General features: G+C 64.5%; 20 protein-coding genes. 12 read left to right on the top strand and 8 right to left on the bottom strand.

The genetic code is table 11. The features are described 5' to 3' along the window. Nucleotides 1–313: 313 nt before the first annotated feature. Nucleotides 314–2,149 (bottom strand): class I poly(R)-hydroxyalkanoic acid synthase, encoded by a 1,836-nt coding sequence (gene phaC, locus E5X34_RS06830; protein WP_292562488.1) that lies wholly within the window; start codon nt 2,147–2,149, stop codon nt 314–316. Nucleotides 2,150–2,246: 97 nt separating this feature from the next. On the opposite strand from phaC, the gene E5X34_RS06825 reads away from it, so the two are divergent. The 5 genes from E5X34_RS06825 (at nt 2,247) to recJ (ending at nt 8,367) form a co-directional block, all read left to right on the top strand. Further along, on the top strand, nt 2,247–2,654 hold the full coding sequence (locus E5X34_RS06825) for a hypothetical protein (RefSeq protein ID WP_292562486.1): 408 nt from the start codon (nt 2,247–2,249) through the stop codon (nt 2,652–2,654). A gap of 48 nt (nt 2,655–2,702) precedes the next feature. After that, nucleotides 2,703–3,920, top strand: a complete 1,218-nt coding sequence (locus E5X34_RS06820; RefSeq protein ID WP_292562484.1) for an LL-diaminopimelate aminotransferase — start codon at nt 2,703–2,705, stop codon at nt 3,918–3,920. Nucleotides 3,921–3,961: 41 nt separating this feature from the next. Then, complete coding sequence (locus E5X34_RS06815; protein ID WP_292562482.1) at nt 3,962–5,275, top strand: homoserine dehydrogenase; 1,314 nt, start codon at nt 3,962–3,964, stop codon at nt 5,273–5,275. Nucleotides 5,276–5,460: 185 nt separating this feature from the next. Further along, on the top strand, nt 5,461–6,444 hold the full coding sequence (gene glpX, locus E5X34_RS06810; RefSeq protein WP_292562479.1) for a class II fructose-bisphosphatase: 984 nt from the start codon (nt 5,461–5,463) through the stop codon (nt 6,442–6,444). A gap of 138 nt (nt 6,445–6,582) precedes the next feature. Next, nucleotides 6,583–8,367 carry a single-stranded-DNA-specific exonuclease RecJ gene (gene recJ, locus E5X34_RS06805; RefSeq protein WP_292562477.1) on the top strand — a complete coding sequence of 595 codons (1,785 nt, stop codon included), beginning with the start codon at nt 6,583–6,585 and terminating at the stop codon, nt 8,365–8,367. A 16-nt stretch (nt 8,368–8,383) separates the two neighbouring features. On the opposite strand, the gene E5X34_RS06800 is transcribed toward recJ, so the two are convergent. The 3 genes from E5X34_RS06800 to folE form a co-directional block, all read right to left on the bottom strand. Beyond that, nucleotides 8,384–9,349 (bottom strand): patatin family protein, encoded by a 966-nt coding sequence (locus E5X34_RS06800; protein WP_292562474.1) that lies wholly within the window; start codon nt 9,347–9,349, stop codon nt 8,384–8,386. 84 nt (nt 9,350–9,433) lie between these two features. Continuing rightward, nucleotides 9,434–9,892 carry a phosphoribosyl-AMP cyclohydrolase gene (hisI, locus tag E5X34_RS06795; RefSeq protein ID WP_292562472.1) on the bottom strand — a complete coding sequence of 153 codons (459 nt, stop codon included), beginning with the start codon at nt 9,890–9,892 and terminating at the stop codon, nt 9,434–9,436. A 40-nt stretch (nt 9,893–9,932) separates the two neighbouring features. After that, entirely contained in the window at nt 9,933–10,565 is a 633-nt protein-coding gene (folE, locus tag E5X34_RS06790; RefSeq protein ID WP_292562470.1) for a GTP cyclohydrolase I FolE, read from the bottom strand. A gap of 236 nt (nt 10,566–10,801) precedes the next feature. On the opposite strand from folE, the gene E5X34_RS06785 reads away from it, so the two are divergent. Then, nucleotides 10,802–11,248 (top strand): iron-sulfur cluster assembly scaffold protein, encoded by a 447-nt coding sequence (locus E5X34_RS06785; RefSeq protein ID WP_292562468.1) that lies wholly within the window; start codon nt 10,802–10,804, stop codon nt 11,246–11,248. 9 nt (nt 11,249–11,257) lie between these two features. Here E5X34_RS06785 and E5X34_RS06780 read toward each other — a convergent pair whose 3' ends face one another. Next, nucleotides 11,258–12,163: a LysR substrate-binding domain-containing protein gene (locus E5X34_RS06780; protein ID WP_292562466.1), complete on the bottom strand. Its 906-nt coding sequence runs from the start codon at nt 12,161–12,163 to the stop codon at nt 11,258–11,260. A gap of 91 nt (nt 12,164–12,254) precedes the next feature. Between E5X34_RS06780 and E5X34_RS06775 the strand changes: the two genes are divergently transcribed. The 3 genes from E5X34_RS06775 to blaOXA all read left to right on the top strand — a co-directional run bounded on the left by E5X34_RS06775 (nt 12,255) and on the right by blaOXA (nt 13,802). Next, a complete protein-coding gene (locus tag E5X34_RS06775) occupies nt 12,255–12,413 on the top strand; it encodes a hypothetical protein (protein WP_292562464.1) in 159 nt (52 codons plus the stop codon). 58 nt (nt 12,414–12,471) lie between these two features. After that, on the top strand, nt 12,472–12,846 hold the full coding sequence (yidD, locus tag E5X34_RS06770) for a membrane protein insertion efficiency factor YidD (protein WP_292562463.1): 375 nt from the start codon (nt 12,472–12,474) through the stop codon (nt 12,844–12,846). 143 nt (nt 12,847–12,989) lie between these two features. Next, complete coding sequence (gene blaOXA / locus E5X34_RS06765; protein ID WP_292562460.1) at nt 12,990–13,802, top strand: class D beta-lactamase; 813 nt, start codon at nt 12,990–12,992, stop codon at nt 13,800–13,802. A gap of 4 nt (nt 13,803–13,806) precedes the next feature. Here the strand turns inward: blaOXA and E5X34_RS06760 are convergent, their stop codons facing one another. Then, a complete protein-coding gene (locus tag E5X34_RS06760) occupies nt 13,807–14,691 on the bottom strand; it encodes an SAM-dependent methyltransferase (protein WP_292562459.1) in 885 nt (294 codons plus the stop codon). A gap of 173 nt (nt 14,692–14,864) precedes the next feature. On the opposite strand from E5X34_RS06760, the gene thrS reads away from it, so the two are divergent. Both thrS and E5X34_RS06750 read left to right on the top strand, forming a co-directional pair. Further along, nucleotides 14,865–16,841 (top strand): threonine--tRNA ligase, encoded by a 1,977-nt coding sequence (gene thrS, locus E5X34_RS06755; RefSeq protein WP_292562458.1) that lies wholly within the window; start codon nt 14,865–14,867, stop codon nt 16,839–16,841. Between the two features lie 83 nt (nt 16,842–16,924). Continuing rightward, nucleotides 16,925–17,866: a lysophospholipid acyltransferase family protein gene (locus E5X34_RS06750; protein ID WP_292562456.1), complete on the top strand. Its 942-nt coding sequence runs from the start codon at nt 16,925–16,927 to the stop codon at nt 17,864–17,866. Nucleotides 17,867–17,879: 13 nt separating this feature from the next. Here E5X34_RS06750 and E5X34_RS06745 read toward each other — a convergent pair whose 3' ends face one another. Continuing rightward, on the bottom strand, nt 17,880–18,845 hold the full coding sequence (locus tag E5X34_RS06745; protein ID WP_292314509.1) for a hypothetical protein: 966 nt from the start codon (nt 18,843–18,845) through the stop codon (nt 17,880–17,882). A 169-nt stretch (nt 18,846–19,014) separates the two neighbouring features. Between E5X34_RS06745 and E5X34_RS06740 the strand changes: the two genes are divergently transcribed. Beyond that, entirely contained in the window at nt 19,015–19,599 is a 585-nt protein-coding gene (locus E5X34_RS06740; protein ID WP_292562454.1) for a nitroreductase, read from the top strand. A gap of 34 nt (nt 19,600–19,633) precedes the next feature. On the opposite strand, the gene E5X34_RS06735 is transcribed toward E5X34_RS06740, so the two are convergent. Next, the gene (locus tag E5X34_RS06735) at nt 19,634–20,362 is read right to left on the bottom strand and encodes a TetR/AcrR family transcriptional regulator (RefSeq protein WP_292562452.1); all 729 of its coding nucleotides are present in this window, start codon (nt 20,360–20,362) and stop codon (nt 19,634–19,636) included. Nucleotides 20,363–20,390: the final 28 nt, after the last annotated feature.

Raw genomic sequence — 20,390 nt, 5'->3', positions numbered from 1 at the left:
GTCGATGTGCAGGAGGCCAGAAGCACGGAGAAAAGCGCTGCCGCTATGCTGCGACCTTCCCTTCGTGCGAGACGCCAACCTACTGATTTCAAAATAAATTCCCCCTCGGCATCCGGTCGGTCCGTCATCGCCGCGCTACTCCAGCATCGCGCCGCGATAACCCTCCTGTTCCCAACCGGAAACGGGACATGTGTCGAATCTGCAAGCCTCGGAATTAATCTGCTTCGAACGCTGATTTGAGGCCGTGAAACGATTGACGCCACCATTTCGCCCTGTTTTGGCGGCCCGTCAACTCACCAGACATTACAGTCCGTTACACACGCACCTTGACATAGGTGCCCGGCGCATCTCCCAAGGTTTTCATACGCTTGCCGGGTTTGCGGGCGGGCACGCGGATGTTGTCCTGGTTCTCGATCCAGTGCTGCCAGTGCGTCCACCAGGACCCCGGATGCTCATGCGCTGCTGCGAGCCAGGCGTTGAAATCGCCCACCGGTTTGCCGCCGGTCCAGTACTGATATTTCCTGGCGGCAGGCGGGTTGACGACGCCTGCGATGTGGCCGGAACCCGCCATCACGTACTCGACGTCGCCGCCGAAGAAGCGCGAGCCCAGGAACACCGAAAGCGCCGGCGCGATGTGATCTTCCTTCGTGGCAAGGTTGTAGACGGGGATGGTAATGTCGGCCAGCGACACCGTGCGGCCGGCAAGCTCCATCGTGCCGCGCGAAAGATTGTTCTCGAGATAGCAGTTGCGCAGATAGAAGGAGTGGTTGGCCGCCGCCATGCGCGTGGAATCGGAATTCCAGTAGAGCAGGTCGAAGGGCAGGGGCTCCTTGCCGCGCATGTAGTTGTTGATGACATAGGGCCAGATCAGGTCGCCCGACCGCAGCATGTTGAAGGCGGTGGCCATCTTGGTGCCTTCGAGATAGCCCTTCTCGCTCATCGAGCGCTCGACGGCGGCAACCTGGTCCTCGTCGACGAAGACCTTGAGGTCGCCGGCATAGGTGAAGTCGACCTGGGTGGTGAAGAAGGTGGCCGATTTGATGCGGTCATCGCCTTCCTGCGCCAGCAGCGCGAGGGCCGCGGCAAGCAGCGTGCCGCCGACGCAATAGCCGATGGCGTTGACTTCCTTCTCACCGGTCGCCTTCTCAACCATGTCGAGACCGTATTGCAGGCCTTCGCGGATATAGGCTTCCCAGCCCTTGGCGCCGTGGCGCTCGTCCGGGTTGATCCAGGAGATGACGAAGACCGTGTGGCCCTGCTCGATCGCCCAGCGGATAAAGGATTTCTGCGGGTTGAGGTCGAGGATGTAGAATTTGTTGATCCATGGCGGGCAGATCAGCAGCGGGCGCTTTAGCACCGTTTCGGTCACCGGATCGTACTGGATGATCTCGGCGACATCGCTGCGGCCGATGACCTTGCCGGGCGTGGTGGCGATGTTCTTGCCGATTTCGAAAGGCGTGTAGTCTGCCTGGCGCAGCTTCAGGTCGCCACGGCCGGCGGCGATGTCCTCTGCCAGCATCTTCATGCCGCGGACCAGGTTCTCGCCATTCGAGGCGACCGTCTCGCGGAACAGCTCCGGATTGGTCAGGATGAAGTTCGACGGCGCGATCGCGTTCGACACCTGCTTGACGTAGAAGCTCGCCTTGTGGCGGGTGTGGTCGTCCAGGCCCTCGGCGTGCTCGACCAGCTCGTTCGCCCAGCGCGAGGTGACGAGATAGGCCTGCTTGAGGAAGTCGAAGAAGGCGTTGCGGCCCCATTCGGGGTCCTGGAAGCGCTTGTCGCCGCGCTCGGGCTGAACCGCGTCCTGCGGCGCCTCGGCATTGGGATTGACCTTCTGTATGGCGTTGGCCCAGACCGTCATATAGCCGGCGAAGAGCCGCGTCTGCGCTTCGAGCGCGCGCTGCGGGTCGCCAAGCCAGTACTCCGAGAGCTTGGAGAAGGTCTTGACCATGTCGACGACCGGTTCGGCGACATGATCGCGCACCTCGCCCTTCTCGCGCGGTTCGGTCCAGGCGGACGCCGCCTTGCCGGCCTGTTCGATCATGCGCGCCATATTCAAGGCGAAGCGCTCGGGATCCTTCACCAGATATTGCTCGATGGCCGAAGGTCCGCCATTTTCCGCTTTGTCCGAATCGTCAGGTTTGGACATGGTCCGCGGGGTTCCTCCCGGAGCGTTTTCTTGACATATTACCATGGGACATCTGACCGGGTCCAATTCGCAGTAACCCGGCTGCCAGGAAAACAATATGACGATTGATGTTGGCGGGACTTTTTTTCTCAGGTTCGGTTCGATCTCCCGCAAGGCGGTCCTTGCCGCGCTGGTCGGCGTGCTGCTGCCCGCCGGCGGCTGCACGAGCACCAGCACCAGCAATGCAACGCCGACGGCCGTAACCGAAGGCCCGAAGGACACCGGCTCCTACCCGAACCTCAACATCCCGCCGCAGGTGGCCGCCAAGCAGTTCACCAAGGAAGAGACCGCGGCGAACCTGGCCAGGCTCAAGGCCGAGCAGCAGGCGCAGGCTGCCAAAGGCGGCAGCGTCAAGGCGCCGGCGAATTCCGCGGCGCTGAAGACGCTTGCCAAGACGCATGGCGACGACACGCTGAAACAGATCGAGGGCAAATGCGACCCGACCCTCGACCCTAACTGCAATTAGGTTTATATCGCGCGCCGAAAGCGCCCCCTTCGATCGTCTGGAACTCCAATGGAAGAATTTCACAAGGTCCGCCGGCTTCCGCCTTACGTGTTCGAGCAGGTCAACCGGCTGAAGGCCAGCGCCCGTTCGCGCGGCGCCGACATCATCGACCTTGGCATGGGCAATCCGGACCTGCCGACGCCGAAAGCCATCGTCGACAAATTGTGCGAGGTGGTGCGCGATCCGCGCACGCATCGCTATTCGTCCTCGCGCGGCATTCCGGGCCTGCGCCGCGCCCAAGCCAACTACTATGCCCGCCGCTTCGGCGTGAAGCTCAATCCCGACACCCAGGTGGTGGCGACGCTCGGCTCGAAGGAAGGGTTCGCCAACATGGCGCAGGCGATCACCGCGCCGGGTGACGTCATCCTGTGCCCCAACCCGACCTATCCGATCCACGCCTTCGGCTTCATCATGTCGGGCGGCGTCATCCGCTCGCTGCAGGTCGAGCCCGACGACGGCTTCATCCCGGCGGTCGAGCGCGGCATCCGCCATTCGATCCCGAAGCCGCTGGCGCTGATCCTCAACTATCCGTCGAATCCGACGGCGCTGGTCGCCTCGCTCGACTTCTACAAGGACGTCTTCGCCTTCGCGAAGAAGAACGACATCATCATCCTGTCGGACCTCGCCTATTCGGAGATCTATTTCGACGGCAATCCGCCGCCTTCGGTGCTGCAGGTTCCCGGCGCGATCGACGTGTGCGTCGAGTTCACTTCGATGTCGAAGACCTTCTCCATGCCGGGCTGGCGCATGGGCTTCGCCGTCGGCAACGAGCGGCTGATCTCGGCGCTGACGCGGGTGAAGTCCTATCTCGACTATGGCGCGTTCACGCCGATCCAGGTGGCCGCGGCGCATGCGCTGAACGGCGACGGCGCCGACATCGAGGAGGTGCGCGAGGTCTACCACAAGCGGCGCGACGTGATGGTCGATTCCTTCGGCCGCGCCGGCTGGACCATTCCCGCGCCCGCGGCCTCGATGTTCGCCTGGGCGCCGATCCCGGAACAGTTCCGCCATCTCGGCTCGCTCGAATTCTCCAAGCTGCTCATCGAGCATGCGGATGTCGCGGTGGCCCCGGGCATCGGCTTCGGCGAGCATGGCGACGATTATGTGCGCGTGGCGCTGGTCGAGAACGAGCACCGGATCCGCCAGGCCGCGCGCAACATCAAGCGCTTCCTGGCATCGACCGCCAAGCAGCCCAACAATGTGGTGCCGCTCGCCGCTCGGCGCTGAGTCTGCCTAATATTTCTGGATTTTGAGGGGCGTCGCCGGACATGGCTGAAGCGTTGCGTGTTGGAATTGCCGGCCTCGGCACGGTTGGCGCCTCGGTGGCGCGCGTGCTGCGCGACAAGGCGGCGGAGCTCACCCGCCAGTGCGGCCGCGACATCGTCGTGACGGCCGTTTCCGCCCGCGACCGGAAACGCGATCGCGGCATCGATCTCAGCGCCGCGACATGGTTCGACGATCCGGTCCAGATGGCCGAAAAGGCCGACATCGACGTTTTTGTCGAGCTGATCGGCGGCGACGAAGGGCCGGCGCGGCTGGCGGTGAAGGCGGCGCTCGAGGCCGGGCGCCACGTCGTCACCGCCAACAAGGCGCTGCTTGCCAAGCATGGCGTGGCGCTTGCCGAGATCGCCGAGAAGAAGGGTGTTCTGCTCAATTACGAGGCGGCAGTGGCCGGCGGCATCCCTGTCATCAAGACGATGCGCGAGGCGATGGCCGGCAACGCGGTGACGCGTGTCTTCGGCATCCTCAACGGCACCTGCAACTACATCCTGACCCGCATGGAGGCCGAGGGCATCTCGTTCGATGCCTGCCTGAAGGACGCGCAGCGTCTGGGCTATGCCGAGGCCGATCCGACCTTCGATATCGAAGGCCACGACACGGCCCACAAGCTGTCGATCCTGACCAGCCTTGCCTTCGGCACGAAGATCGCCGCCAACGACATCTATATGGAAGGCATCTCCAACATCACCCAGGCTGATATCCGCGCGGCGGCCGATCTCGGCTACCGTATCAAGCTGCTCGGCGTCGCGCAGCGCACCGATAGCGGCATCGAGCAGCGGGTGCACCCGACGATGGTGCCGACGGCTTCGGTCATCGCGCAGGTGCACGGCGTCACCAATGCCGTGGCGATCGAGACCGACATTCTGGGCGAGCTCCTGCTTTCCGGTCCAGGCGCCGGCGGCAACGCCACCGCCTCGGCGGTGATCGGCGACATTGCCGACATCGCCAAGAGCCGGCCCGGGTTCCAGCACGCTCCGGTGTTCGGCTGGCCGGCGAAGGAACTGAAGCCTTACAAGAAGGCGCGCATGCGCAGCCATGCCGGCGGCTACTTCATTCGCTTGACCGTGCATGACCGCACCGGTGTCTTCGCGGCCATCGCCAAGCGCATGGCCGACAACGACATCTCGCTGGAATCGATCGTCCAGCAGGCGGCCGGCACGGAAACGCAGGCGCAGAAAACGGTCATCCTCGTCACCCACGAGACGACGGAAGCGGCGGTGCGCAAAGCGGTCGAAGGCATCACCAAGGACGGTCATCTGACCGACAAGCCGCAAGTGATCCGCATCGAGCGGGCGGAATAAGCCAGGTCCGGTTCCGTCTTCAATCGATTGATTTTGCTGCCATTTCAAAAATTGACGTGGCAAGTCTTGCCGTTGTCATGGAGCTTTGCCAGAAGAAACCCGCCTCTGGCGGGAGGCGGAGCAATTCCAGTGCTCAACCGTTCTGGGATTGCTCGACGCAAACAGACAACGAGGAATGCCCATCCATGAACATCGCCCAGAACATCGCTGCCGGCCTTGACCGGATCCTCACCATGGAAGTGGTGCGCGTCACCGAGCGGGCCGCCGTCGCGGCCGCCAGGCTGCGCGGGCGCGGCGATGAGAAGGCAGCCGACCAGGTGGCGGTCGATGCGATGCGTCAGGAGCTCAATCGACTGGCCATCAAGGGCACCGTCGTCATCGGCGAGGGCGAGCGCGACGAGGCGCCGATGCTCTATATCGGCGAGGAGGTCGGCACCGGCAAAGGCCCGGCCGTCGACATCGCGCTCGATCCGCTGGAAGGCACCACGATCTGCGCCAAGAACCTGCCGAACGCGCTTGCGGTCATCGCCATCGCGGAAAAGGGCAGCCTGCTGTTTGCGCCCGACGTCTATATGGAAAAGATCGCGATCGGTCCCGGCTATCCGGAAGGCCTGATCGACATCGACGCCTCGCCGGCCGAGAACCTCGCCAATCTGGCCAAGGCCAAGGGCGTGGCCGTCTCCGACATCACCGCCTGCATCCTCGACCGGCCGCGTCACGCCAAGCTGATCGACGTAGTGCGCGCCACGGGCGCGGCGATCCGGCTGATCGGCGACGGCGATGTCGCCGGCGTCATCCACACCACCGATCCGGACGAGACCGGCATCGACATCTATCTCGGCACCGGCGGCGCGCCGGAAGGCGTGCTGGCGGCGGCGGCGCTTCGCTGCACCGGCGGGCAGATGCTGGGCCGGCTGATCCTCGACACGCCGGAGAAGGTGGCGCGGGCTGAGAAGATGGGCATTTCCGATCCGAAGCGGGTCTATCGCGCCCAGGACATGGCGCGCGGCGACGTGCTGTTCGCGGCGACCGGCGTCACCGACGGCAATCTGCTCGACGGGGTGAAGTTCGGCCGCACCTTCATCACCACGCATACCATCGTGCTGCGATCGTCCTCGCGCACCGTTCGCGAGATCAAGGCGCGACACCAGGATCCGGAGAAGTTCTGATTTCGCCCATTTGAGCGCCACCGCGGCGTTCCGGGGAAAAACCTTCCACACTTTTCCCCGGATTGCTCGCTTACGCCGAATTGCTCCCGCCGTCGCATATTGATATCTGCCCAAGATGATGTGCAGACGGCGCGTCGCATGACGGGCGAGAAACGGTTCTTCCTCGATGTCAGGCAGTCGGCGACCGGTGTTTCCTGGCAACACCGGCTGACCGAGCGGCAGGACATGGCCGCCTTGGCGATCGCGCAGGGCCACGGCGTGCCCGACATCGTCGCGCGGGTGCTTGCCGGGCGCGGCGTCAGCGCGGAGCAGGCCGAGCGCTTCCTCGACCCGACCATCCGCGAGCTTCTGCCGAACCCGGCATCGCTGACCGACATGGAGAAAGCGGCGGCGCGGCTTGCCGATGCGATCGTCGCGCGCGAGAAAGTGGCGATCTTCGGCGACTACGACGTCGACGGCGCCGCCTCGTCGGCGCTCCTGAAACGCTTCCTCACGCATTTTTCGGTGCCGTCCGAAATCTATATCCCGGACCGCATCTTCGAGGGCTACGGGCCCAATCCGGAAGCGATGCGGGAGCTGATCTCGCGCGGCGCGAAGCTGATCGTCACCGTCGATTGCGGCACCAACAGCGCGACCTCGATCGAGGCGGCCAGGGAAGCCGGCGCCGATGTCGTGGTGCTCGACCACCACCAGGTCGGCGGCCCGCTGCCGCCCGCTGTGGCTGTGGTCAATCCCAATCGCGAGGACGATTTGTCGGGGCAGGGGCATCTGTGCGCCGCCGGCGTCGTCTTCCTGTGCCTTGTCCAGACGGCAAAGCTGCTGCGCGAAAGGCTGCCGGATGCCGCGCCTGTCGATCTGCTTTCGCTGCTCGATCTTGTGGCGCTGGCGACGGTGTGCGACGTGGTGCCGCTCACCGGCGTCAACCGGGCCTTCGTCGTCAAGGGGCTGCAGGTCTTGCGCCAGCTGAAGAATGAGGGGCTGGCGGCGCTGGCGCGGGTCTCGCGCATCGGCGAGCCGATCAACACCTTCCATCTGTCCTTCCTGATCGGCCCGCGCATCAATGCCGGCGGCCGCATCGGCGACGCGGCGCTCGGCAGCCGGCTTTTGGCCACTGACGATCCCGTCGAAGCGGCAAGCATCGCCGAGACGCTCGACCGGCTGAACCAGGAACGGCAGCAGATGGAGCAGGAGATGCTGGCGCAGGCGCGCGCCGAGGCCGATGCCGAGCTTGCCGGCGGCAACGGGCCGGCGGTCATCGTCACCGCCAGCAACAGCTGGCATCCGGGCATCGTCGGGCTGATCGCTTCGCGGCTTAAGGATTATGCGCGCAGGCCGGCCTTTGCCATCGCCTTCAATTCGACCGGCATCGGCACGGGCTCCGGCCGTTCGGTGCCCGGCTTCGATCTTGGCCGGCTGGTGCGCGAGGCGGCGGCTGCCGGGCTGATCGTCAAGGGCGGCGGCCATGCGATGGCGGCCGGCATCACCGTCGAGCGCGCCAAGCTCGGCGAGTTGCGCGCCTTCTTCGAAGAGCGCGCCGCGGCCGATGTCTTCCGGTTGCAGAACGAGGAAAGCCTGGCGATCGACGGCGCCCTGGCCGCCGAGGGCGCCACGATCGCGCTGCTCGACGCGCTGGAGAAAGCCGGCCCGTTCGGCGCCGGGCACATCGCGCCGGTCTTCGTGCTGCCGCGCCATCGGCTGACCGACGCGCGCGCGATCGGAACCAATCACATCCGGGTCGACCTGCAGTCGCAAAGCGGCGGCAACATCCAGGCGATCGCCTTTCGCGCCGTCGACACCGCGCTGGGCGAATTCCTGTTCAAGAACAGGGGCAGGACCGTGCATATCGCCGGTTCGCTGTCGGGCAATTACTGGAACGGCAACCGCACGGTGCAGTTTCGCATCAGCGATGCAGCTCTCGCGTAGCAACGATACCGGAAATTCACACCAGGACGGACTGCAGCCGGGTCAGTTCGCTGATCTGGGACATCGTCGCCTGGTAGCCGAGGCTGATCGCCTCGTCGGCGCGGTGGAATTCCGTCAGGCCGATATGGCTGAGCTTCGGCTGCAGCGACATGTCGGGCGGATCGCCGGCGAGCCTGGCGCGCGAAATCCGGTCCTGGATGATGTTGAAGGCTTCGACCATGACGCCGGTGATGCCAAGGCGGCTCTGGTGCGACTGGGGATTGATCTGGCCGGGGCGCGGGGCGTCTTTCTCGACGACCAGCTCGCCGGCGCTGTGCTTGATGACGGCGGCGCGCCCGAAAAGGTCGTAGTGCAGGTTGACCGCCACGACGAGCGGCTGCTCGTAGGCGCGGCAGACCGAGACCGGCACCGGATTGACCAGCGCGCCGTCGACCAGCATGCGGCCGTTGCAGGCGACCGGCTCGAACACTCCCGGCAGCGCGTAGGAAGCGCGCATGGCGGTGACGAGCGAGCCGCTCGACAGCCAGATCTCGTGGCCGGTGCGGATTTCGGACGCGACGGCGACAAAGGGTTTCGACAGGTCGTCGAAGCGGGCACCGTCGAGATGCTCACGCAGGCGCTGGTCGAGCTTCATGCCGCCGAACAGGCCGCTGCCGCGCAGATTGAGGTCGAGCAGGCCGAAGATGCGCCGCTTGGTCAGACTTCTGGCGAACTCCTCCAGCTCGTCGAGCTTGCCGGCAAGATAACAGCCGCCCACCAGGGCGCCGATCGAGGTGCCGGCGATCATCGACACTTCGATGCCGGCCTCATCGAGCGCGCGCAGCACGCCGATATGAGCCCAGCCGCGAGCGCAGCCGCCGCCGAGCGCCAGCGAGATGCCGGTCTTCCTGCCGGGCTGAGGATCGGGCAAGCCGCCGGACGATGCGGGGCCGTTGGCCTCCCGAACGTCAGGTCTGCTGCGCAATGACGCCCATTCGAGCATCATGATCTCCCTTGTCCCATATCCCTTCTACCGCAAAGATATTTGAGAATAGTGAATTTGAGTGGTTTGTGAATATTGAATGGTTCACACCGGCTTCCGATACGTTTCCTCCGCATCGAACAGCGGCCTGCTGCCGTCGCCGGCAAGCGTCGCTTTGCCGTCATTCAGCCCCACCGTCCGATAAAAACAAGAACGCCGTCCGGTGTGGCAGGTTGCGTCGTGGCCCAACACTTTCACGCGCAACCATATCGCGTCCTGGTCACAATCCGTGCGCATCTCGACGACCTGCTGGAAGTTGCCCGAGGTCTCGCCCTTCTTCCACAGCGCGTTGCGCGAGCGCGACCAGTAGTGAGCAATGCCGGTTTCCAGAGTAAGCGCCAGCGCCTCGGCATTCATATGCGCGACCATCAACAGCATGCCGTCACCGGCATCGGTGACGACGACGGTGACGAGGCCGGCGGCGTCGAAGCGCGGAGAAAAGACGGAGCCTTCCTCCAGCGCTTTCTTGCTTGAGGGAGCTTTCGGGAATTCGACTGCCGACATCGCCGGTCCTTACGTGTTTTGGCCGGCGACGGCCGGCAAATCAGCCGCCTGCGCGCACCATGGTTACGAAGCGGACCTGCTCCTCGGGCGTATCCTTGAAGACGCCGGTGAAGGTCGAGGTCAGCGTGGTCGAGCCCTGCTTGCGGATGCCGCGCATGGCCATGCACATATGCTCGGCCTCGAGCATGACGGCGACGCCGCGCGGGTTGAGCACGTCCTGGATGACGCCGGCGATCTGCGCGGTCATCGCTTCCTGCGTCTGCAGGCGATGCGCGAAGATGTCGACCACGCGCGCGATCTTCGACAGGCCGACGACCTTGCCGTCCGGCAGATAGCCGACATGCGCCTTGCCGATGATCGGCACCATATGGTGCTCGCAATGCGAATGGAACTTTATGTCCTTGACGATGACGAGGTCGTCATAGCCGGCAACCTCCTCGAAAGTGCGGCCAAGCTCGTCGGCCGGGCACATGTCGTAGCCGTTGAACATCTCGCGGAAGGCTTTGGTGACACGCTTCGGCGTATCGATCAGGCCTTCGCGGTCCGGATTGTCGCCGGTCCAGCGCAGCAATGTGCGCACGGCGGCTTCGACCTCGGCTTCGCTCGGCCGGTCGGTGACGGGCTTGTCCAAATATTGTGAAGGGGGCATGATTTTCTTGATGACGGCATCCATAAAGGCGTCTCCCGTAGTCCCACTCAAAGGTGGGACGAGTTGAACGGACCATGACCTTTTGGGTGAAAATCGCCCATTTCCATCCCGCAAGCGGCGTGAACAGCGGGGCAACGAAGGCAGCTTCCAGCCGCCTTGTCGATGCCCGACTGCCACCATTATATATGGTTGGAGCGGAGCGAAAGGAAGACGCGAGAGCGGCAAACCCTGTTCGCTGGGCGGCGACGGATTGGAAAAATATGATCGACGACGTCTACAATGCGAAAATTCTCGGCTTCGCCGGAAACATCGGGCGTATCGGCCGGCTCGATCATCCCGACGCGACCGCCAGGGCGCATTCCAAATTGTGCGGCTCGACCGTGACCGTGGACCTCAAGATGGACGGCGACGTTGTGACCGATTTCGCCCATGACGTGAAGGCCTGCGCGCTCGGACAGGCTTCGTCGTCGATCATGGCCCGGCATGTGGTTGGCGCCAACGCCGGCGAATTGCGCGCCGTGCGCGAAGCCATGCTGAGGATGCTGAAGGAAAACGGCGCGCCGCCGGAAGGCCGCTTCGCCGACCTCAAATATCTGGAACCGGTGCGCGACTACAAGGCGCGCCATGCCTCAACCATGCTGACCTTCGACGCGGTGGTCGACGCGATCAGCCAGATCGAGAAGAAGCGCGCCGGACAAGCGGCTTGAAGACAGGGCTTAGGCCGTTCTCCTGGTCACAGCGAATTCACTTCGGATCCAGTCGGCGAACGCCCTGGCCGGCTCCGGCAGGTTCTTCAAACTCCTGGCCACCAGCCAGTAGGCGCCGGAAGCGACATCGATATCGAACGGCTTGATCAAAGTCCCCGAAGCGAGCTCTTCGCCGACCTGCAGGAGATCGCCGAGCGCCACGCCATGGCCGAGCAGCGCGGCCTGTTTGGAAAGCGAGACGTCGGTCAGCATCGGGCCGCGCGCGGGCACCGCCTCGGCGGGCACGCCGGCCGCCTGGAACCAGCGCGCCCAGCCCTGGCGGTTTTCCTCATGCAGCAGTGTGTAATGGCGAAGGTCGATCGGCTTTTCCAGGGGAGGGCCGGAGGCAAGCAGCGCCGGCGACAGGACTGGTGAATCGACGGTCGAAGCCAGGCGCTCGGCCTCGCTGCGCGGCCATGACGTGGCGTGCGCGCTGAAACGCAAGGCAAGCTCGGGCTGGTCGCTGCGGAACTCGATCGGCCGTGGATCGACTTCAAGGGAAACGTCGATATCGGGCCGCAACTGGCGAAAGCGATTGAGCCGTGGCACCAGCCACACCGCGGCGAGCGACGGTTCGACGCTGACGCGCACCACGGCTTGCGCCGGCGAGGCCGCGAGCTCCGAAAGCACGCGGTCGATATCGTCGAAGCTTCTCACCAATCGGTCGAGCAGCCGATGTCCCGCATCCGTCAGTTCGACGCGGCGATGGAGGCGCAGGAACAGCGGTCTTCCCAGAAAGCTCTCGAGCTCGCGTATCTGCCGGCTGATTGCGGCCTGCGAGACATAAAGCTCCTCTGCCGCCCGGCTGAAGCTCAAATGCCGGCCGGCCGTCTCGAAGCTTCTCAATGCCGTCAGCGGCAGTCGGCCCCGTTTCATTCGCATAACCTCAAGTTATCCGAGACGGAAATTATACTCGTTTGAGGAGGAAGGCCAGCGGCAGTCTAATCCGTGTCAAAGGAGACCTGCCATGAACGAGTTCCTGGCCATTTTCAGCGACGTGCTACGGATAGCGACCTTCCAATGGCATGGTGGAGTCGTGCGCGACGGCCGCCATGACCGTCGCGATCTTCCCCCTCACCATCGCCCATGGACCGGCAGCCATCCCATCCGGCGCTCCAGGCCTTGAGGGCATTGCGTTTCAGCGTCGAAGCCCACATCTATCGCGCAGTGAAACAGGCTGAGCGATGGGCGACCATCACGGACATACGCACGGCTCTCGACCAGTTCAGCGCGGGCGCAACTGGCCGGGGCCATGGCGCAAGACGCCAGGGCGCGTGCTCGGCACGTCGTTCGTGCGCCTCTACCAGCTGACGCTCTCAGGCTTCGTCGGCAACAGCTGCCGGCATCTTCCGACCTGCTCCGAATACGCGCATGAGGCGATCGCCCGCCACGGCCTGTGGGCCGGCGGCTGGATGGGGCTGTTCCGGGTGTTGCGCTGCGGGCCATTCGGAACGCATGGCATCGACCGCGTGCCGGAGGTGCTTGCGGCGCGCTATGTCTGGTTCATGCCCTGGCGTTACTGGCGGATCGGCAAAAAGCGCGGCGACCCCGAAATCTGATTGCTTCGCCGTTATGCGAACCGGATCTTAACGGTCCGGTAGGGTTAACGCGAAGCTGCACAAACATTGCCAATTTGAGACAAAATCGAGACAAGTCGCCTCGCTAAGCCGCTCCCGCAATCTCATCCCGGAGTGACTTCGCCATGCGCCAGATGGACCGCTATCCCTTCATTTTTGCCATCGTCCTTTTCCTTCTGGCCTGGATGCTCGGCTTGCCGGTGCGGGCGCAATCGGCGCCGCTCGATGACATCCGCTGCACGCTGATCCAGGATGCGCAAAGCGGCGAAACACTTTACCAGGACGGCGTCTGCGACCAGCGCGTCAGCCCGGCCTCGACGTTCAAGGTGCCCCTGGCGCTGATCGGCTATGACGCAGGCATCTTAAGCGACGCGCACACGCCGAGCTGGGACTACAAGCCGGAATTCAAGGCGGCGAAGCGCGACCAGAAGACCGTCGATCCGACGATCTGGGAACGCGATTCCATCGTCTGGTACTCGCGCGAGATCACGCGGCGGCTCGGCGCCGAAAAATTCGCCGGCTACGTGTCCAAACTCGGCTATGGCAACAAGGACGTCTCGGGCGATGCCGGCAAGGATAACGGACTGACGCAATCCTGGATCAATTCCTCGCTCGAGATATCGCCGGTCGAGCAGACGGCGTTCCTGCGCCAGCTGCTCGCCGACAAGATGCCGGTGTCGGCGAAGGCGCATGAAATGACCAGGGCGATCCTGCCGACCTTCGCGGCAGGAGACTGGACGGTGCAGGGCAAGACCGGCAGCACCAGGCTTGGCCAGGACGGCAGGCGCTCGCTTGGGTGGTTCGTCGGCTGGGCCGAGAAGGGCGGGCGCCGCATCGTCTTTGCAAGGCTGGTCGTCGATGCCAAGCGTACCGACCAGCCGAAAGGTCTCGCGACGCGCGCGGCGTTCCTCAAGGATTTGCCGCAACTGGTGAGGTAGCCTCTCAGATGCTGCGGCGGGCACGCAGGATGTGCCCGCTGGAATTGCTTTTGGTGCTCGGGGACCTGGCAAAACGGGCGGCAATGTCGCCGTTGTCGAGATCCTCGATGTCATCAAAGCCGAGATCGGCGAGCGACTTTGCCAATTCATCGGGAACAAAGAAGCTGATCCAGGGCTCGCCGATCGCCGCGACGCGAGCCGCGTAGAAGGCAAGCGTCGCCCGGCCCGTCGCGTCGCGATCCTCGGCCGGCTCGCTGTAGTCGAAGACGACCTCCGAGCCGGGGAGGCCGGCGATGTAGCCAAGCGTGGCAAAAATCGCTTCGCGCGTCAGGTAGGGTACGACTCCCAGCCAGATGAAAAAGCTCGGCTCGGTCGTTTTCAGACCAGCAGCCGGCAATTCGCCTGCCAGACTCTGGCGTTCGAAATTGACCGGCACGAAGGCGGCGCCGGCGGGCTCGGCAAGACCGGCATCGGCAATGCGTTGGCGCTTCCAGGCCTGTGTCGCCGGGTGATCGACCTCGAAGACCGCAAGGTCGGGATAGGGATTGCGCAGCGCAAAAGTGTCGAGGCCGGCGCCCAGCACCACGAGTTGGGCGACGCCGCGTCGCACCGCCGCCGCCAGCCAGTCCTCGGCGAGGCGGGCGCGTGAGGCAACGAACAGGCGCATGCGGCGGCCATGCTCGTCTTCCCGCGAGAGTTCCCCGGCGTTAGGCGCAGCCTCGCCCAGAATCGCCAGCGCGTAAGGATCGCGAAACAGCGTCGCTTGGGGTGAGAATTGATGAAGGGCCCGCAAGCGCGCGACGCGCAGGGCGGTTCGGCTGGGGGATGCGTCTTCCATGCCTATATACAAGCCGCGCCGGCCGGCGTTCGCAAGCCCGCGCGCCGGCATGCGACCTCGCTCGCGACATTTCCTGATGGCCGCTCTTTACCTCGCGCGGCACTGCCTCTAAAACCGCGCCGCTTGCCGGACGCCTCCGGCTAACCCTCTGCATGCCGCAACGCATCCCGCGGCCTGCATTTCACCACCCGCGCTCGTTTGCGGGACTGGATAGGAGAACCCTGATGCCGAATTCCGTTTCCCTGACATTTCCCGATGGTTCGATCCGCGAGTATGACGCGGCGCTGACCGGCGCCGGCCTTGCCGAATCGATCTCCAAGTCGCTGGCCAAGAAGGCTGTCGCCTACAGCCTCGACGGCACCGTGCGCGATCTTTCCGATCCGCTCGGCACGTCCGGCAAGGTCGAGATCATCACCCGCGAGGATCCGCGCGCGCTGGAGCTCATCCGCCACGATGCGGCGCATGTGCTGGCCGAGGCGGTGCAGGAATTGTGGCCGGGAACGCAGGTGACCATCGGGCCGGTGATCGAGAACGGGTTCTATTACGACTTCGCGCGCAACGAGCCGTTCACGCCGGACGATTTCCCGGCGATCGAGAAGAAGATGCGCGAGATCATCCAGCGCAACAAGCCGTTCACCAAGGAGGTGTGGTCGCGCGAAAAGGCGAAGAAGGTCTTCGCCGAGAAGGGCGAGCGCTACAAGCTCGAGCTGATCGACGCCATCCCTGAGGACCAGGATCTCAAGATTTACGCGCAGGGCGACTGGTTCGACCTCTGCCGCGGTCCGCACATGGCTTCGACCGGGCAGATCGGCAACGCCTTCAAGCTGATGAAGGTGGCGGGCGCCTATTGGCGCGGCGATTCCAACAACCCGATGCTGACGCGCATCTACGGCACCGCGTGGGCCGACCAGGCGCAGCTCGACGCCTATCAGACGCTGCTGGAAGAGGCCGAGAAGCGCGATCACCGCAAGCTCGGCCGCGAGATGGACCTGTTCCATTTCCAGGAAGAGGGGCCCGGCGTCGTCTTCTGGCACGCCAAGGGCTGGAAGATGGTGCAGAACCTGATCAACTACATGCGCCGCCGCCTCGACGAGCACGGCTATCAGGAAGTCAACGCGCCGCAGGTGCTGGACAAGAGCCTGTGGGAAACGTCGGGACATTGGGGCTGGTATCGCGACGCGATGTTCAAGGTGACCGTCGCCGGCGACGACACCGATGACGACCGCGTCTTCGCGCTGAAGCCGATGAACTGTCCCGGCCATGTGCAGATCTTCAAGCATGGGTTGAAGTCCTACCGCGAACTGCCGGTGAAACTTGCTGAGTTCGGCAATGTGCATCGCTACGAGCCGTCCGGCGCGCTGCATGGGCTGATGCGGGTGCGCGGCTTCACGCAGGACGACGCGCATATCTTCTGCACGGAGGAGCAGCTGGCCGCCGAATGCCTGCGCATCAACGACCTGATCCTGTCGACCTATGCCGATTTCGGCTTTGACGAGGTCAGCGTGAAGCTGTCGACGAGACCGGACAAGCGTGTCGGCACCGACGAGGCCTGGGACCATGCCGAGGCGATCATGAGCAACGTGCTGGAGACGATTCGCACGCGCTCAGGCAACCGCATCAAGACCTCGATCAATCCGGGCGAGGGCGCCTTCTACGGGCCGAAATTCGAGTATGTGCTGAAGGACGCCATCGGTCGCGAATGGCAGTGCGGCACGACGCAGGTCGACTTCAACCTGCCGGAACGCTTCGGCGCCTTCTATATCGGCTCGGATTCGGAGAAGAAGCAGCCGGTGATGGTGCATCGCGCCGTCTGCGGCTCGATGGAGCGGTTCCTCGGCATCCTGATCGAGAACTATTCCGGCCATTTCCCGCTGTGGTTCGCGCCGCTGCAGGTGGTGGTGGCGACGATCACCTCGGATGCGGACGAGTACGCCTTGAAAGTCGTCGACCGTTTGAAGGCCGCGGGGCTGCTCGCCGAAGCCGACCTTCGCAACGAGAAGATCAACTACAAGGTGCGCGAGCATTCGCTCGCCAAGGTGCCGGTCATCCTCGTCTGCGGCAAGCGCGAGGCCGAAGAAGAAACCGTCAATGTCCGCCGGCTGGGCTCCCGCGACCAGGAATCGCTGAAGCTCGAGGACGCGGTGAAGGCACTCGCCGACGAGGCGGTCTCGCCGGATCGGAAGCGTCGCGCGGCGGCCTGACATACCAACACTTTCCAAAATGGCGGTGGCCGGTCCACCGCCATTTTCATATGCCTGTCACGCCAGCCCTGTAACGAGCCGCCATGCTCAAATTGAAACTGCGGGAAAGACGTTTTCCCGAGCTCTCCTATGCCAACCCGCATCAGCCGGTGCTGACGCGCTGGTTCATCCATTCGGTCGAGGGTTTGTCCGGCCGCGACCGTTTTGCCGTGCTTTATGACTTCTGGCGCAGGCAGGTGGTGCCGACCGGCGACCGCGTGTTCAGCCGCATGCTGGAACTGATCGACGTCAAAGTCCGCAACGCCGTGCAATGGCCGCCGGCGGCGCTGCCGGACACACCGCTGGTCATCGTCGCCAACCATCCCTTCGGCATCGGCGACGGCATCGCCGTGCTGTCGCTGGTCGAGCAGCTCGGCCGGCCTTTCCGGGTCATGATCCACAAGGATCTGCTCAGGATCCGCGAGATGGAGCCCTATTCGCTGCCGATCGATTTTTCCGAGACCAAGGAAGCGCTGAAGAACAACATGGCGGTGCGCCATGAAGCCGTGCGTCTGCTGAAGGAAGGCGTCACCATCGTCGTCTTTCCGGCCGGCGGTGTCGCCACGGCGCCGAAGGGTTTCGGCCGCGCCATCGACCTGCCCTGGAAGATGTTCCCCGCCAAGCTCGTCCAGGACGCCAAGGCCTCGGTCATCCCGATGCATTTTTCCGGCCAGAACGGGCGTCTGTTCCATCTCGTCAGCGGCCCGATGAACATGGCCGAGCGCGACAACCGCGTGGCGAAGTTCATCGGCAAGGCGTCGCTGACTCTGCGCACCTCCTTGCTCATCCGCGAGTTCGCCCGTTTGTCGGGCAAGGCCATCGAGGTGCGTATCGGCGATGTGCTGAGATGGAGCGACCTCGAGCCGCTGCGCGACCGCAAGGCGCTGCTCGATCGCCTCTACCGCTCTGTCTTCGACCTGGCGACGCCCTCCGCGCAACGGACCCGCGTGCCGTTCCTGCCGAGGCGGATGCGCAAGGCGGCCTGACAGCTCAGATGTATCAGTCCGCGCCTTCTTCGGGATCGATGGCCGATGACTCGTTGGCAACCACCTCGATTTCCTGGTTCTGGCCGGCGACCACCGTGAAATCCTTCTGATAGATGCGGTCGCGGTTCTTGGCGATGATGGTGTACTGGCCCTCGGCCAGCACCATCGAGGCGAAGGCGCCAACCGCTTCCTTGATCGGGTCGCCGCTCTCGTTGAGCAGCGACCAGGACGTGTCGGCAATGGCCTCGCCGCCGGGCTCGCGCACCAGCTTCATCGTCATCTCGGCCGCCCGGTGCTCGACGGTTGCCTCGGTCAGCTTGCCGGCCTCGACGCGGATATCGGAGCGGATCACGGCGTTGACCGCGCCATAGGTGGAGACGACGTGGTAGGTGCCGGCGTTCAGCCGCACCACGGTGTTCGGCGCCACGTCGGGGGCGATCAGCGCCCGGTCGCCATTGGCGGCGGGATGGTCTTCATAGATCGAGAAGCGCAGTTTCTTCGACTGGATTGGGGCGCCGCCCGATGTCACCGCGTCGAGCTTGAGGCCGCCGGCGTCGAGCACCAGGCTCTCGTGCCTGGCCTCCTTGCCGACGGTGATGCGCTTGGTGGCGCCGGCGCGCCCATAAGAGGCGTGGACGAGATAGCTGCCGGGGTCGAGCTGGAACACGGCCGTGCCACCATGCGCTGAGGCCACCATCGGAAGCTTGCCATCGCTGGACGGCTGCGGCTTGAAGACCCGCCAGACGATGCCGCGGGTGATGTCGGCGCCCTTGTCGGTCAGTTGCGCCGACAGGGTGATGGCGCCGCCATTGCCGAGCGCCAGCGGTGCTCCTGTCTTCGGCGTCGCGTAGCTCGAAATGCCTGGGAGCTTGAGGTCGCCGACATCGTTGGCGTTCTGGGCCAGCGCGAAGGAAACCGGCACCGCGAACAACGCAGCGACGAGTGCGATCACGAAAAGGCGCAGGGTCCCCTCAAACATGCCTTGCGTTGAAGCCCAAGGCGGTGGCAATTTCAAGGCCTGGAAGCGCGGCGCCCTGCGCATCGGCTTCTTATCCGTCGCAAAACGCCACCGCCCGAGCCGCCCGACCTCCCGATGGCGTGCTTCAGCTCAAAATTGAATGCTATTGAATGCTAGGAGACTTGGCCCCATGGCGTCGCCGATCATCGACTTCCTGCTCACCCGCAATTCCGCGCCGATCCCTGACCTCAAGGAGCCGGCGCCGAGCGATGCCGAGATCGCGACGATGATCGCGGCTGCCTCGCGCGTTCCCGACCATGGCCGGCTCGAGCCCTGGCGCTTCATCCTCTACCGCAGCGAGGCGCGCGTCGAGATCGGCAAGAAGCTGGCCGCACTTGCCGAGCAGCGCGAGGGGCCGTTGCCGGAGGGCCGGCGCAACCAGGAACTGGCGCGCTTCTCGCGCGCGCCGCTGGTGATCGGCGTCGTGTCGGTGCCGAGGGAGAACCCGAAGATCCCGCAATGGGAGATGTTCCTGTCCGGCGGCATGGCAGCCATGAACCTGATGATCGCGGCGAACGCGCTGGGCTACGGCACCAACATGATCAGCAACTGGTACTCCGATGTGCCGGAGGGCAGGGCGATCCTCGGGCTCTCGCCGCAGGAGCGCGTTATCGGCTTCGTCCATATCGGCTCCTATCTGGGGCCGGCGCCGGAGCGGCCGCGGCCCGATCCAGCCAAGCTCTATGCCGATTACGCCGGTCCCTGGGCGGGGTGAGGGCCTAAGGGGCCGCGAAGGAGCGTGGGCCAGTTTACGTTCCTTCGATGGGCCCGCCGAGCGCAGGATTGGAACGGCGCGCTGTCATCACGGCGCGCACATAGCCGGGCTCACCGATCCGGATGCTGCCGTCCGGCAGTCCCAGGATGCGGTCGAGCGCGATCTCGTAGAGCCTGACACGCCTTTCCAGGGCCTCGATCGCGATGTCCATGTCGGCATCGCTGCCGCCGGCGAACGCCTTGGCGATCACGTCGTGGGTGGCAAGGCCGAACTGCATCACGATGTCGGCAACGCCTTCGGGATCGAAAGTCCGGAATGTTCCGTCTTCGACGCCCTGGCGGATGATCTCCACCAGGATCGGCGAGAAGGACTTGCTCGCCGCCAGGTTGATGCGGTGGAACAGGACCAGGTTTTCCGGCCGGAACATTGTCTCGAACAGCGCCCATGCTTCCGCCGCGGTCTCGACCTTGGCCTGGCGCGACTGCGCGAGGAGCGCATTCAGGCGCCCGAGCGGATCGAGGTCCGCATCATCGACAACCTTCTGGACACCGGCCAGCGCCTGCCTGGCGAAACGCTCGGCCAATGCCTCCAGCAGCGCCTCCTTGGAAGCGAAGTAGTGATAGAAGGCGCCCTTCGAGACGCCGGCGGCCGCGATGACGTCGTTGAGGCTCGCTTTGTCGTAGCCATGCGTCAGGAACAGGGCCTGGGCATGGTCCAGCAGTTCTTCGCGTCTGATTTCCGGGTGCTTGATGATGCGAGGCATAGCGAAACCTTGTGCATGCGGCGGCCGT

Origin of the sequence: Mesorhizobium sp. (assembly GCF_004963255.1) — a bacterium.
Taxonomy (GTDB): domain Bacteria; phylum Pseudomonadota; class Alphaproteobacteria; order Rhizobiales; family Rhizobiaceae; genus Mesorhizobium.
The sequence above is the reverse complement of the archived record's forward strand: the minus strand, read 5'-3'. Positions and strand labels throughout refer to the sequence as shown.